This window comes from Paenibacillus sp. PK1-4R, assembly GCF_030369595.1.
In the GTDB taxonomy this organism is placed as follows: Bacteria; Bacillota; Bacilli; order Paenibacillales; family Paenibacillaceae; genus Paenibacillus.
In genome coordinates this window covers 1261504-1276661 of sequence record NZ_CP126535.1, presented here as the reverse complement: position 1 = coordinate 1276661, position 15158 = coordinate 1261504, and the positions used below count along the sequence as shown (strand labels likewise).

Below are 15158 nucleotides of genomic sequence, written 5' to 3'. Positions count from 1 at the left end.
ATGAGTGACTAACTCGAAGCCTTGGTTTTTTTGTTGTTACCCGGGTAGGTTCTATACCTTCCCGGTATCATTTAACAGACAGTATTTCTTCTGCATGTATAATCATCTTTTTCTCGTCATTGTACCCTGATTGTTCGGATCGAAAACCAACATTTAGTACAACATTGACCTCACCATTCGATAATTGTTGAACCTGTTCTGGCGTAAGGGTTATTTCAACTTCTTCCGAATACCAGTTATCTTTCGTTAATTTAGTTACCAATTCTTCACTGGTACTTGACCTCGGCGGGAGAAGCGTCTTTCCATCCATTTGAAGATCAATATCGAAAAACTGTTTCGAATGGAAAATCTCGTGGTTGGCATCTTGTCCCCTATACCTTATCCCCGGTTTAAAAGTGAAGTCGTGATCACCAAATTGTTGGACACTTAATCGGAGTTCATATTCACCCAATTGCCTGGTTGCCGTCATCGTCTGTCCTTCTCTTTGAATTCGGTCTGGTGCTGTATCGTTGCTTTCCAATGATGAATCGGAACAACCCATTAGGACAAGACACATCATCAGGAGGTAGGAGAAATATTTCAAAGTAGACCTCCTCTCACTCTAATATATAATCTGACTCTTAGCGAATTGTACCATTAAGTTACATTGTTAATAAAATATATAAGAAGTTCTCCACTTAAGAGAAAGCATATCTAAACAGCCCATAGTATAGAGGTCCAATCGAAATAACTAATGTTATCAACATCCAAACTCTCCTCGTCATAATTGGTAATCCATCCAAAATCTCTTCCCCTTCGTTATCCTTTAAAAGCATTGCGAATAATACATCCCATAACAGAGCTGTCACAGTAATAAATTTCCACAAAGAAGGATTTAAAATAGCCGTTTCCGTTACATATCCTAGCAACCCTATCCATGTAATAACGGATACGACAAAATCGATTTTGCTAAGTTTAGACTTATACTTTCCTTTAATAAGATACGAGAGTGATGCTGTGCCAAGCAATCCAAGATAGATCGTCCATAAAACGTGTTCCATACGTACTCCTCATTCTTTGCTGTATTTTAATATTTACTGTTTCTTCGCCACCCTTTGCTATTATAGCTATTCAACTCTATAACTGATATATATAGCACTTTTCCATATTATAGCAACTCCTCATCCGTACTTTCCTCTACTCATTTATTGTTTTCATCCCCCAGCCCACATTATGACAAAGATCACATCCATCTTCCCTGTTCAAGTGCTACATTTGTTAACGACCAAATGACCAAAATAGTAAGTTGGTCATTAGATAACTTACCTTACCCATTGCCTTTCAGCCTACAAGGAGGTGTAGATGCGATGAAAACGATAGATCGAAGGCAACAGGTGATGGATTCTGCCGAGAAATCCTTTGCCCTGTTTGGCTACAAGGCCACAACGATGGAGCAGGTAGCGAGACTTGCCAATGTGGGCAAGGGAACAATCTATACTTTTTTCGAAAATAAAGAAGAACTGTTCAGCGAGATTCTGCGCTCGATCATTGCGGATATGAGACAGATTACAGAGCAGACCGTGAAGGAAGAGAATTCCTTTCTGGATAACGTGCATATGAGTATGGATTCTTTGCTAGAGTATCGGGAGGAACATGAGCTTTTGATCAAGCTCTTTCAGGAGGTCAACGAGTTCGGTACGCCGCAGGCCAAGGAAGGTCTGCAAAAAGTGGAGACAGCCATTCTTGAATATCTGGAGCGTCAGGTGAGCCGTGCCATGGAATTAGAGCAGATTCGCAGAGATGATCCCAAGCTGGTTTCTTTTGTCCTGTTGAAGCTGTATGTCACCTTAACCTCGGATTGGAACAAAGCACATCCTACGCTGCATAAGGATCAGATCAAGGATTTTGTGGGCCTCTTTCTCAAGAATGGCTTATCCCCCACCTAGAGAAAGGCATGCCGCTAGATTCAACACATAATAGAGATAGAACAAACGGATTAGCGTAAGGATAGGGAGAGAACATGATGAAATCATTCCACGTATTTGGGCAGGATCTGAAGTCCGCCTTTAAGAAACCAAAAGTATTTATTCCAATTCTCGTTGTACTGTTCATTCCGGTGCTGTATAGTGGCCTGTTCCTGAACGCATTCTGGGACCCCTATGGCAAAATGAATGAATTACCTGTTGCCGTGGTCAACACGGATCAGGGCGCAGTCTACAATGACAAATCACTCGAGGTCGGTCAGAATCTGGTCGATGAATTGAAAAAAAGTGACGATTTCGACTGGCAATTCGTGACTCGTGAACAAGCAGAACAAGGTATGCAAGCCAACACGTATTATATGACGATTGTGATTCCGGAGGACTTTTCCACTAAAGCAACAACCCTGATGGATGAGCACCCTGAGCCGGCAGACCTGATCTATGAGCCCAATGAAGGATACAACTTCCTCGCAGGTCAGATTGGCGGCACGGCGGTCAAACAAATTCGCTCCAAAGTCGCTGCCAAAGTCACAGAATCGTATACGGAAACGCTATTGGATCAGGTCGAAAAAATCTCTGGCGGTTTGGCGGATGCCGGGGATGGCGCAGGTCAGATTCATGATGGTGCGATCAAGCTGGATGAGGGTGCTGCTACATTAAAAGAGAACCTGTCTAAACTGGTAGCTGGCACCGACAAGCTCGAAACGGGAGTAGTTACATTAAAAGAAGGTACGTCCACTCTCGCCCAAGGCACAGATGATCTTCATACTGGCGCGAGTACCCTGTCCGATGGATTGTCCCAATTGGCGGCAGCAGGCATGAAGCTTGGTAACGGTGCAACCCAGGCTGAAACAGGTAGCAAACAGTTACAGGCAGGGATTCAGTCCGCTCAAGAAGGCGCGGCTAAGCTGGATGCAGGACTGGCGGCTTCCGAGGAAGGCAGTGCTCAGCTGACTGCTGGGCTGCAAAGTTCTGTTGAGGGCAGTGGCAAAGTTAGCGAGGGTGCCAAAGCAGTTGCGCAAGGGCTTGCCCAATTAGCTGAAGCCAGTCCGGAACTGGCCGCAAGTCCTGCTGTGAAGCAGCTACTGGCAGCCAGTCAGGCCGTAGCCGCCGGCAGCGAACGAGTGTATCAGGGTGGACAGCAATTAGTCGCTGGCAGCCAACACCTGTATGCTACACAACAGCAACTACATCAAGGCAGCAGTCAGTTGGTACAGGGTGAACAACAACTGGTACAAGGAGCTACGCAGTTGTCCGCCGGACAAGAAAAGCTTGCAACAGGGCTGAAACAATTCAATTCCAAATTATCCGAAGCAGCCGCTGGAGGAGCCAAACTTGCGGATGGTTCAGCTCAATTGAATGCTGGTGCAGGCAAGCTGGTTGCAGGTGTAAGCCAGCTTACAGAAGGAATCTCAACCCTGGCAGATGGCTCACATAAGCTCGATGACGGCGCCGGTCAATTAAAAGAAGGTACGCTTAAGCTAATGGACGGCTCTGGCGAACTTGCCACCAAGCTGAATGAAGCGGCTGAGCAGACGGGTAGTGTGAAGAAGACCGATGAACTGGTAACCATGTATGCAGAGCCTGTTCAAGTCGATGAACATAAATATAATGAGGTACCTAACTATGGTACAGGATTCTCGCCATACTTCCTGTCACTCGGGCTGTTTGTCGGGGCATTGATTGCCACATTGGTAGTGCCAACACGCGGCAGCACAGTTAGTGAGGCAAGTGGCTGGAATCGTTTTGTGAGTAAAACGCTGTCCTTCACGCTCATGAGTGCTGTACAGTCCCTGCTTGCTTCATGGCTGGTCTTGTACGGTTTAGGTCTGAATGTTCAGAGCGTTCCATTGTTCCTCTTGTTCAGCTTTGTTACCAGTCTAAGCTTCATGTACATCATTCAGGCACTGGTAACTTGGCTGGAGAATCCGGGTCGTTTCCTCGCGATTCTGATGCTGATCTTCCAGCTTACTACCAGCGCGGGCACCTTCCCGCTCGAACTAATTCCAAATTGGCTGAAAGTGTTTAATCCATGGCTGCCTATGACCTATTCGGTAACGGGTTATAAAGCAGTCATCTCAAGTGGACAGTTCGGCGTAGCTTGGGATCAGATCGGGATTCTGTGCATCTTTGCTGTGATTGGGCTTGGAGGAACCTTAACGTATTTCATGGTGCATCGCACCCGTGAGGTTGAGGACGTTAGCGGTGAGGTCGTACTTGACCTATAAAAAGTAAAATAAAAAGCAAAGGCGTGTACCTAAGCTCCACCCTCTTCTGGACAACAAGGGGTGTCGGCTAAGGTACGCCTTTGCTTTTTTTAGTTTAAGATACAATCTAAGTTTGCTAACTTCATATTTCTAGTATGTAGAGTAAATTTCAGAACTTGAGATAGCGAAACTAAACAATAGCACGAGCAAAATAAGTAATACATACATCGCTGTACCGATGATTCCACAAACAAGTCCAGCAATGGCTAATCCTCTGCCTTGCTCCATGCGAACTCTGATCTCTTTGAAGGCCAAAGATGCAAATATAATCGCGACGATGCCGATTACAATACCCACGTAAGGAATCGTGACGGACAGAATCCCCAAAACTAGTGATACAATCGACTTACTATTGGTCTTTGGTACTACATAAGGCGGTGGTGGCAATGTGTCATTAAAATAACGATCCACATCATTTTCGCGATGTTCCAAGGTAAATCCTCCCTGTTCTTTAAGTATGTTCATTATAATTGATTAATAGGAAAAATAATATCCATATTGTGTTAATAATGAATTACTATTAGATTTATTTTATTCCCATCATCTCTGGACACTTCCATACGCTTATAGATTGTACTTCAAGGATATGAATTTAAGAACCGTTTATCCGTGTGATGATATAAATCAAGAATACCTCTAACATATAGATATTATTATAGTCGTAATACTTTTCTGAATATCTTTGGGGGATTACTCAGATGAAAATCGATAAAGTAATGAACATACTTATGATTGTGATGCTTCTACTTATTGCTTTTTATCAAAATAATGTAGCGGTATTATGTTTTAGTATTGTTTTGTTTGGAATCATGAGTTACACCACTTATCGAATTCGAACACGTTGGAATGTAGTAACTTATATCGTGTTGACCCTGGTATTGATGATCTGGAACATATACCTGTGGACATAAGCTATTACTTTCAAAAAAAAGAACGCAATCCCTTATTACTCATAGGATTGCGTTCTTTTGACATTTCTTAGATTTGGAATGCCTTCTATCCTTCCACTTCCACCCGCTGCAAAAACGTCCGAGTACGTGCAAGCTTTGGATTGCCGAAGATCTGTTCTGGAGGCCCCGCCTCTGCGATCTCACCGTTATCCATGAAAAATACACGATCCGCAACGTCACGGGCGAAGCCCATCTCATGCGTGACAATCATCATCGTCATGTTTTCCTGTGCAAGTTGTTTGATGACACGCAGCACTTCCCCAGTCAGCTCTGGATCGAGCGCCGACGTCGGCTCATCGAACAGGAGAATGTCCGGCTGCATCATCAGTGCGCGAGCGATGGCAACACGCTGTTTCTGTCCACCGGACAGATTGGCTGGATAGGCATCGGCCTTGTCCGACAGACCTACTTTGCCGAGTAATTCCAGACTGCGCTGCCGGATGATTGCCAAGCTTTCTTTTTTCAACGTCTTTGGTGCCAGTTCCAGATTAGCCTGTACGGTCAGATGCGGGAACAAGTTGAAATGTTGGAATACCATACCCATACGATCCGTCATCTTGCGAATATCCGCGGCACCCGCGTAACGGCCATTATCAACCAACGTCTGATCCTGAATGCGAATCGTTCCACCCGAAATGTCCTCCAGATGAATCAGACTGCGCAGCATCGTACTTTTCCCCGAACCCGAAGGCCCGATCACGGCAATTACTTCGCCTGGTTCCACGTTGAAGGATACCTGCTTCAGCACATCAAGTGTACCGAATGATTTTCTCAACTGATTTACTTCTATTATATGTGTCATATGCAGACAGTCCTTTGATTGATCAGATTTAATTTATTCAAATGAAAATCGCTTCTCAAGTGCCTTGAACAGCACGGTGAGTACAAGTGTCATGAGCAGATACATAACCGCCGCCACGAAGAAAGGTAACAGCTGTATGTCGCGATTTACCGCCGCTTGGGCGTAATACAACAGCTCAGGTACAGCCACGGCATAGAGCAGTGCCGTATCCTTGATGAGCGTAATGGACTCATTGGCCGTTGCGGGCAATACTACACGAATCATCTGAGGAATAATGACTTTAGTCATCGTTTGCCACTTTGTTAACCCAAGTACCTTCGCTGCCTCATGTTGCCCTTTATCAATGGAAAGCAGTCCGCCCCTGAAGATTTCAGCGAAGTACGCCGCATAGTTTAGGATGAACGCAATCCCCGCTGCAACAAAACGATCAAACACCAGATACTCTCCAATCACCGGAAGCAACGGTAAACCGAAGCAGAAGAATAGAATTTGGAGCAGTAGCGGTGTTCCTCGCATCACATATACATACGTATGGGCAATCCATGCCAGTGGTTTAATTTGGCTTCTCATCGCAAGTGTGACCGCAAATCCAAGCGGTACGGATAACACGATCGCCAGCAAGAACATGAAAATGGTGGTCTGTGCACCCTCTAACATCGGTTTTAAAATGGTCGATAGATAATCCCAACTCATTATTTTGTCTCCTCTAATCTGTTAACCCCGCATTCCTCTGGGGCATGAATCACTCCAGCGTGGAATACGGGGTCCGTTTTGTTTCTAACTATATATCAGGTGTATAACCTGCCTATTTCAGAACCTTATCTTCACCCAACCATTGAGTGGAGATTTTAGCCGCTGTTCCATCTGCATTCAACTCATCCAGCGCTTTTTGCAGCTGATTCAGAAGCTCTTCATTGCCTTTTTTGATACCAATGCCATATTGTTCCGGTGCAAGAGATTCATCCATCAGTTTGAATGTTCCCTCTTCTTTGGACATGTAGTATCTCGCTACCACTTCATCAATGATGACCGCATCCAGACGTTTTGTCTTCAGATCCGTCAGTGCAAGCACGTTATCCTTAAATTCGGAAGCTTTGACTTTATCCTTAAGCGGACTTGCTGCCAATGCATCTGCCGCGGAGGACAGCGCCTGCAATCCCACATTTTTGCCATCGAGTTCATCCAGCTTGGTAATTGGTGAGTCTGCCAAGGTAATAGCAACTTGACTGTTTTCCAGATACGGCTTCGTGAAGAGCACTTTCTCTTTGCGCTCATCTGTAATGGTGTACCCGTTCCAGATCATGTCGATCCGGCCACTGTTCAGCTCTGACTCTTTGGAAGACCAGTCGATTGGCTGGAATGTGATTTCTTTACCCATTTTCTCCGCTGCAGCTCTTGCGTAATCAATATCAAAACCAACAATTTCGTTCTGCTCGTCCCGGAAACCCATTGGAGCAAACTTGTCATCAATTCCTACAACAATCGTGTTATCGTCTTTGCTTGCGGAACCGGAACAACCAGCCACAATCAATACACATATACTAATGAATAATAGTAGAATCGCTTTTTTTCTCATCTCTCGAACCCCTCCATGTCTATAACCAAAACCCAAACGCTTTAGTTCGTTACCACGTTATCAGAGATTTATAATAACATAGCATGGGAGAAGAGTCGAGTCTCTTGCCTATTTCCTTCTATTTCATGCAGCTTAATTGTCAACAATCTGTGAAAAAACCTCTTTCACTTGTGCCGGTTCTACCAGCTTCTCGCATATTGGAAATCCCAATTATGTAGCCCCTTCAACTCCGTACCCACTCATTGATTAGCAACATTTCTCTCTCGCTTTTCGTCTGGAAAATATTAGGGAGGTGGATGAAATAAAATTCTTCAATACGATAAGAACATTGACCACATTGGTTTTTCTTTCAACTATGCTGATATTATCCGGCTGTAATCCTACTTCAAGTCATGGTACAAAGGAAGTCGAAATGGGATCAAAACAGGTTCAGGAACCGGAACCCAACTTACCTCAGAAACTGCCTACGCCAACTATTCAGAGCGAAAGCGGCATCTCTATTCCTGCTATACAGGGCAGTTATTGCTGGGGAGGCACCTGCGCTGATTACGCTAGTCTAAATTTTGAAGACAACACTCCGGTCCAAGTTCTTGCCGGTGAGGATTTATCCATAGACATGGGTATAGATATCCCCCCGGATGAGATAAGTATTTCTGAATATGTGGACAACCGCAATGCATACGTTACTTCTTCGGATGGGACCTTCCAACTTCCCAAGGAACCAGGGACACATTATTATGGAGCATTTGTCCGCTGGTCTTCCCCTCAAGATTCACAGATCAGCCTGGGAGATACTTTTTTTACGTTTGTGGTTCGTGTCGTTGAGAAAAAATAGAATCAAACAGAGCCCCTCCAATACTGGAGAGGGCCCCGTCTACTCTTTATATTTCTTATTCATTTTTCTTGATTTTCATATTCCGTTTATATTTCGTTGTTGTACATCCTGCCTTTATTTATTGCTGCACTTTCTCGCGATCTTTTCCTTTATCGGATTCACCCGCGTTTTTGTTGGCAGCATCGCGATCCTGCTGCATCTCTTCCACCGTTTTCACCTTAAGACGCGCGGCGCCCTCATATTCCTTCGTTGGAATCAAGTTACCTGCAGCAAGTCTTGCTTCTGCGGCGGCAATCGCATCTCCGTACTGTGGCAACCACTGGGCCTGTGCAACGAGCATCTCGTCGAGCATCTGCCAGATCTCTTTCGGATTACATACGGCACCCACGAGCGGGTCCATCATGAACGCCTGACGAAGTAATTTGTCATCTCCGTTCACCGCGGCTTCAACCGCGAGCCGTTGCACGGAAATGCTCACATTACATACCGCAGCCGGACCAAGTGGCAGATCGCCTACATGCGGCATAGAGATACCGTTACGATCCACATATCCCGGTGCCTCAATAATTGCATCATCCGGCAGGTTGGAGATGACTCCATTATTAACGGTATTGAAATGTCCGCGATAGACGCGTCCGGTCTCCAGTCCCTCGATAATGTACGAACCGTGCTCCTCGCCCCGTTTTTCCGGAATGAATTGCATCGGTTCATCCTTCATCCAGTTTGGAAAATCAGTCTCAAACCAGTTGCGCCCCTCGGTACACACCCGCAAATATCCACCCGTCTCTCCGTTGATCCAGTTGCCCAGGTCGATCCATTCGTTGATCTCTTCTGGACGTTTGCGGTACCACGGCACATATTCACTCAGGTGACCATTCGATTCCGTACTGTAATACCCAAAGCGGCGCAGCATATCGATCCGCACTTTCTCGGTGCGGCTGTACTCCGGATGTTTCTCGAAGGCTTCGAGCAGATCTCCTGTAAGGTCTTTACCTTCATGAGACGCTTGAATATACCAGGTCTGATGGTTGATGCCGGCACAGACAATATCCACTTCACTCTTTTTCAATCCAAAAGCTTCCGCAATCTGATGATGACCATGCTGTACGCCATGACACAGTCCGATCGTCCGCACACCGCCGTACTTGTTGCAAGCCCATGTGAGCATCGCCATCGGATTGGAATAGTTCAAGAGCAGCACGTCCGGTGCGCTCTGTTCACGAATATCTTTACAGATGTCCAGCATCTCGGCAATTCCGCGTTGTCCATACATAATGCCACCCGCACACAGCGTATCGCCGACACATTGATCAACCCCATATTTCAGTGGAATATCCACATCGGTTGCAAATGCTTCCAGTCCCCCGACACGAATCGTACACAGTACATACTTCGCATCTTTTAAAGCTTCTTTCCGATCCGTTGTTGGCTGAATCTGAATATTCAATCCATTCTCACGGATATCCCGCTGACACAGCTCAGTCACCATGTCCAGATTGTGCTGGCTAATGTCGCAGAACGCAATCTCGATGTTGTTAAACTCTGGTACCGTCAGCAAATCCCTTAACAATCCCCGTGTAAATCCGATACTTCCTGCCCCGATAAACGCCACTTTAAACGACATCCCTAAGTCCTCCCCTAATCCGAATCTTTCGCTTCGGTTAATGACTCTCTTCATGAGATCATTGTACCAACGGCAAACAGGGAAGCGTTATCAAAATCATGACCTGTTCAAGATCTTGTTGTCAAAAATCCTAACTTTTACGCGCCGGTTACACTAATCGATATGTATTCGAAAATAACTGCAATTGGCCTATTCATCCGACGGGTACTGGCTAACATGTCGTTCCATCGAGGAGCGAAATTCAACTGGCGTACGGCCTGTATATTTCTTGAATAACATATGAAAATACTGACGACTGCCTACTCCGACATAGTCGGAGATCTCCGAAATCGGAATATTCGTCTGCTGAAGCAGCATCTTGGCCTTCTCCATTCGAAGCATCGTCAGGTAATCGGTAGGTGTCCGCTGCGTGTGCTGACGAAAAATGCGATGTAAATAGCCCGGATGCAGATTGACGGCTGCCGCGATATCCTTCATCTGAATGTTGCGATCCATATTGTGATGCATGAATTCAATAGTTCGTTTGACATACAGCTCCGCCTGATCTGGCGCACTCCGGCTCATCTCTCCGCGCAGACGTGCAACACGGACAAGCAATTGGATGAACAATGTACGCACCAGCATACCCTGTTCCAGGGACGAGAGATTCCGGGCTTCGCGATGATGCGACCTTTCCTCTGACGGAATAATCCTCATCGGCGCAGTTGATCTTCCTTGCTCCAGCAGACCGCGCTGATCGAGTTCAAGCACCAGACTCTTCATAATGTGATACACCTCTTCCGGATCTGGCAGTACCAGATATGGCGAAGCATTAGTTAGTAAAGTATGGACTTCTTCCTCTTCCAACGCGAGCTGACGGATAGATAACTGTCCAGGAGGCGAGTCTGAGAATCCAAACTCCACATTGAGCATCCGGCAAGGGACACCATCTTCCACCAGCAATCGGTGCGGGACACCTGCGTCGAGCATAATAAACTGTCCTTTTTTCAAAATAGTCTGCTCTGAGCTCCCATCCGGCATCTGCACATCCACCCGGCACATTCCCGAAATGATATACATGATCTCTGTGGAATCATGATGGTGATAGGACATACGATAGTTGTCCCATTGTTTGTAATAATACGCGTAGAAACGTGGCCCGCAGTCCTCTGTTCGCAATGCCTCCTGATACAGGCTTCCTGTCCAGCGCTTCGTGATGCTCATGTCCATACCTCCAGTCCTCAACAAACGATCCTCACTTTTCTCCATTGTAGCAATTCTATAGGTTGAAAATAAACTGTCTTAGTTAAACGCCTCATTGCGTTATTTTATTAGATAAATATATAATTAGCATGTTATCTAATTATTGTATGTGACTGTCTATACTTAAGGAGGATTCTAATCATGAGTACCACCTTTCATTTGGTGAGACATGGTCTCAAAGAACGACGAATCGGAGATGTCTCCCTCACTTCCAAAGGGGTTTTACAAGCCGAAGCCACAGCACTTCATTTTGCCAGAGCTACCTATCTTGTTACTAAAATCCTGACCAGCCCACTTCGACGAGCCCGAGAAACCGCAAGTATGATTGCCCGCCACACCCCTTCCTGTATAACCGAAGATCCTCGCCTGCGCGAACGTGCCAATTGGGGCGATTGCCCGGATCAGTCATTCGAAGAATTCATTGCGATGTGGGATCGATGTACGTCTGACCCAGATTACATCCCACCCGTGGGAGACTCGGCCAAACAGGCTGGTGAACGTCTGGCCTCCCTCCTAACCGAATTAGCTAATGAAGAGCCAGAGAACAGTAACATTATTGTGGTTGCACATGGTGGACTCATTACTGATTTTCTGGTGCAAACCTTTACCGAGCGCGAGCTTAACGTCTGGCATTCCGATTTTATTGCTATGCAGAACCAATTGATCCCCGAGTGCTCCATCACCACATTGATCCATGATCAAGGTAACTACACAATTAAAGCGTTCGCTTCTACCGAGCATCTATATAAGTTGAAATAAAGATTATTAACACTGACACTACGATGACAGAACAACCTTCCAATCGCTGTTATCCCCAGATTTATTGATTCCCTTTCTAAAGGGAAAATCCGGGGATAGCTTATGCTTCCGATGCAGCTTTCTTTCAGAAAGCTTTTAGGCGAACGCTTCGCTTTTTCAGGTTTTTTCTGTCCTCTCCGTTATCGTGTAAATGATTAGTTCAACTTATTTAGACTTAACTTATGAAAAAGAATGATGTAACACGGATGGATTGAAACACGCCAAGCTCTACCCGCAGATCCTTGTAAAAAAAGCTCTGAAACCTCCATGTGCCGAGACACATTGGGATTCCAGAGCTTCCAAGCTTCGATAAAAATACTTAAAGCGGATGACGTTGCTTTACGTTACGGGCTGATCTTAAACACATGTTATGTTGTTATTGCTAGCTATTAGGCCTGCTTACTTTCCCCCCTTACCTGGCGTGTAGAACTTAGGTAGCGTTACTTTTGACCAGTCCATATCCGATGCCATGTAGAAGGACGGATAGGAAGGCTGGTTGTATCCACTGTTCTGTCCGGCAATGCCCACACGATACATCGCATCATGCATCAGCGTGTACAGCTTGCGGTCTGTCTTCTCGGTACTCAGATAGATACGAATCGCTGAACTGTCGGTGGTTCTCACCAGCATCTCTTCCCGCCAATCCCCGAAGATATCAGCCACGAGAGAAGGCGTACCTTTGGTGTGATTGTTGGTCAATGTGCCTGTTGCCGTCAGCAACGTGCCACGATTCCAGTCTTTGATGGTTGGTGTAACATCAATCGCACCATCAACGATCTGTGTCGTCATATCACCAGCCCAACGGATATTCATATTGGTTCCCGGTGCTTGATCACTGATTTTCTCACCCTTAGCTGTCCACAAACCTACAGCCCATGTCTCCAGCCCACGACGAGTTGGATCAACATCACCCACCATGCCACGTCCGGTATCTTTCCCCGTGTACCCACCATAGATCACTTCTCCGGTCTTGGCATCCCGCAGGGAATAGCCGTACGGCGCCCACGGACCACCCTCGTGAACCATGAAAATCTCCAGTCCCGGACGATCCGGGTCGATATCTGCCACATGAAGTGCGTCCCCATGACCCAGACGAGCAATGGTTCCCGGTGCAGCACTTTCGGCAGGCATCAGGTCTGTGGAGCTGTACAACACACTTCCATCATGATCAATCGTAGCGGAGCCATAGATGATCTCCTGTTTGCCGTCTCCATCCACATCCGCCACACTGAAATAGTGCGCACCCTGAGTTGTAATGGAACCATACTGCGGATCTGTGCCATCCACACCATGTGGTCCATCATTAAACGGGTTCTTCATCGGCGTCCAACCGCTGTCCACTTTCCATTCCTTTTTTAGTTTCTTGCCGTCCCAATTGTAGGCAACCATCGTTGAACGTGTATAGTATCCGCGTGCAAATATAGCAGATGGTTTCTTGCCATCCAAATACGCCACGCCTGCCAGGAAACGGTCCACTCGATTCCCCGGTTCGATCCGTGCCATGGCATAATCGCCCCACATCAGGCCGTCATCATGACGTTCAGGTTCATATGGGATAGTCTCCAGCTCTTTGCCTGATTTCCCTTCAAATACCGTAACATACTCCGGACCATCCACGATAAAACCTTCGAACTTGCGCAGCTCATTTCGGTTGCTGCGTTCTACCGCATATACATCAATGAAGTAGTCGGCCAGGCTCTCGGCATCCTGCTGAGATAATGGGTAGTTATATTTTTTCTCCATTCCAAAAGCCTCTTCCAATGTTGCAGGCCAGTTCCCCTTCACAACCTCATCTTGTTTATGCCAGTTTCTGAACATATCCACCACATGATCGTAATACCCATCAGCACTTAAACGATAATCATCTTCGTTCGAGTACCCTGCCTTGCGATCCTGCTTCGGAAGTGTGATGTACTTCTCGGAGGTCACTTTTCCTTTTTTGTTATATTTGATAATCTTGGTGCCCGGAGCGGTCTTAAACATCATCTCGGCCTTGCCATCCCCGTCAAAATCGTAAACGAGCATCTGTGTATAATGAGCACCTGCACGAATGTTGACCCCTAGATCAATTCGGTACAGCAATTGTCCGTCTATGGTGTAAGCATCAATGTAGGTTTTACCGGTGTATCCTTTCTGCGATACGTCCTTGGCATTGGAAGGGTCCCATTTGACGAAAAATTCATATTGGCCATCCCCGTCCACATCACCCACACTCATGTCATTGGCAGAATACGTATAAGCTTCTCCGGCAGGCGTCACACCATCGGCGGGTTTTTGCAGTGGAATGTCCACATACCCGTTCGCCCAAGGTTTGACGGATGCACTACGTTTGCTTTCCTTGCCCTTCTTGTTCACCGCTGCCACTTCATAACGGGAAGACGATTTACCCGCGGAATCTACATAGTTGGTGCTGTCGGTGACGGTAGCGATCTTTTTGCCATCACGATAGACGTTAAAGTCCGTACCTGTCAGCCCTTTGTCGCTATACCCTGTGGCCTCGTCACCAAGCAATCTCCAACTGAGAAACACACCTTCAGATGTCGATGCAGCCACCAGTCCCCGATCCAGATATTCCAGTTGAATCTCTTTCACGTGACTGCCCCCCTTATGTGATTGCAGGCTGGCCTCCGTCGACCCATTACCGTTGGAAGCCTCCGCTCCCGTAACGCCAGCTGTTCCTCCAATGAGCAAAGCTACGCTAAGTGCCGAAGAGAGCACCTTGGCTGCAAGTGGCATACGAGCCTTCTTGCGACCGGATTGCTGACCTGACACCGATCCCTTATGTACCGGCGCTGTTGTTTCTGAGTTCATCCACCTTCACGCTCCTTGAGACAGAATGGGTAACGCTTGTACACATCGATGATGATTAGACGTTCGATAATTCATACAGGCCTTCTTCAACGAAAGATCCCAACCCTTAATGATTACGCTTACAAAATTAAAAAAGAGAAATCAGCTTGCCCGACTACCAGAGTGCGGTCCCCCTTCCATTCTCTTTCCAATCCGAGCGAGGTGATCCCGCCCATCGGGTTCTATTATAGACATCCTGCCTGCCAGACCCTAGGCAAATATCCGTCCAAAACGATCAATAATCAGTGTTTTT

At 46.4% G+C, this 15158-nt stretch carries 13 protein-coding genes; 4 read left to right on the top strand and 9 right to left on the bottom strand.

From position 1 onward, the window contains the following. Positions 1–67: 67 nt before the first annotated feature. Entirely contained in the window at positions 68–583 is a 516-nt protein-coding gene (locus QNO02_RS05275) for a hypothetical protein (RefSeq protein ID WP_289391328.1), read from the bottom strand. Positions 584–677: 94 nt separating this feature from the next. Further along, a complete protein-coding gene (locus QNO02_RS05270; RefSeq protein ID WP_105600908.1) occupies positions 678–1040 on the bottom strand; it encodes a hypothetical protein in 363 nt (120 codons plus the stop codon). 306 nt (positions 1041–1346) lie between these two features. On the opposite strand from QNO02_RS05270, the gene QNO02_RS05265 reads away from it, so the two are divergent. Together QNO02_RS05265 and QNO02_RS05260 are read left to right on the top strand one after the other, a co-directional pair. Next, a complete protein-coding gene (locus QNO02_RS05265) occupies positions 1347–1925 on the top strand; it encodes a TetR/AcrR family transcriptional regulator (RefSeq protein ID WP_062837398.1) in 579 nt (192 codons plus the stop codon). Positions 1926–2002: 77 nt separating this feature from the next. After that, complete coding sequence (locus QNO02_RS05260; protein WP_289392682.1) at positions 2003–4189, top strand: YhgE/Pip family protein; 2187 nt, start codon at positions 2003–2005, stop codon at positions 4187–4189. Between the two features lie 129 nt (positions 4190–4318). Here the strand turns inward: QNO02_RS05260 and QNO02_RS05255 are convergent, their stop codons facing one another. The 4 genes from QNO02_RS05255 to QNO02_RS05240 form a co-directional block, all read right to left on the bottom strand. Then, a complete protein-coding gene (locus QNO02_RS05255; protein WP_133386591.1) occupies positions 4319–4660 on the bottom strand; it encodes a DUF4190 domain-containing protein in 342 nt (113 codons plus the stop codon). A 564-nt stretch (positions 4661–5224) separates the two neighbouring features. Beyond that, positions 5225–5980: an amino acid ABC transporter ATP-binding protein gene (locus tag QNO02_RS05250; protein WP_289391326.1), complete on the bottom strand. Its 756-nt coding sequence runs from the start codon at positions 5978–5980 to the stop codon at positions 5225–5227. A gap of 33 nt (positions 5981–6013) precedes the next feature. Further along, on the bottom strand, positions 6014–6673 hold the full coding sequence (locus QNO02_RS05245) for an amino acid ABC transporter permease (protein WP_076331811.1): 660 nt from the start codon (positions 6671–6673) through the stop codon (positions 6014–6016). 112 nt (positions 6674–6785) lie between these two features. Beyond that, entirely contained in the window at positions 6786–7556 is a 771-nt protein-coding gene (locus QNO02_RS05240; RefSeq protein ID WP_076331810.1) for an amino acid ABC transporter substrate-binding protein, read from the bottom strand. 292 nt (positions 7557–7848) lie between these two features. On the opposite strand from QNO02_RS05240, the gene QNO02_RS05235 reads away from it, so the two are divergent. Then, a complete protein-coding gene (locus QNO02_RS05235; RefSeq protein ID WP_289391325.1) occupies positions 7849–8391 on the top strand; it encodes a hypothetical protein in 543 nt (180 codons plus the stop codon). A gap of 118 nt (positions 8392–8509) precedes the next feature. On the opposite strand, the gene QNO02_RS05230 is transcribed toward QNO02_RS05235, so the two are convergent. Further along, positions 8510–10015 carry an alpha-glucosidase/alpha-galactosidase gene (locus tag QNO02_RS05230; protein ID WP_289391324.1) on the bottom strand — a complete coding sequence of 502 codons (1506 nt, stop codon included), beginning with the start codon at positions 10013–10015 and terminating at the stop codon, positions 8510–8512. Between the two features lie 189 nt (positions 10016–10204). Further along, positions 10205–11218, bottom strand: coding sequence for an AraC family transcriptional regulator (locus QNO02_RS05225; RefSeq protein WP_289391323.1), 1014 nt, complete (start codon positions 11216–11218; stop codon positions 10205–10207). 180 nt (positions 11219–11398) lie between these two features. Between QNO02_RS05225 and QNO02_RS05220 the strand changes: the two genes are divergently transcribed. After that, the gene (locus tag QNO02_RS05220; protein WP_289391322.1) at positions 11399–12016 is read left to right on the top strand and encodes a histidine phosphatase family protein; all 618 of its coding nucleotides are present in this window, start codon (positions 11399–11401) and stop codon (positions 12014–12016) included. Between the two features lie 438 nt (positions 12017–12454). On the opposite strand, the gene QNO02_RS05215 is transcribed toward QNO02_RS05220, so the two are convergent. Further along, positions 12455–14791: a rhamnogalacturonan lyase gene (locus QNO02_RS05215; RefSeq protein WP_289392680.1), complete on the bottom strand. Its 2337-nt coding sequence runs from the start codon at positions 14789–14791 to the stop codon at positions 12455–12457. Between the last annotated feature and the right edge of the window lie 367 nt (positions 14792–15158).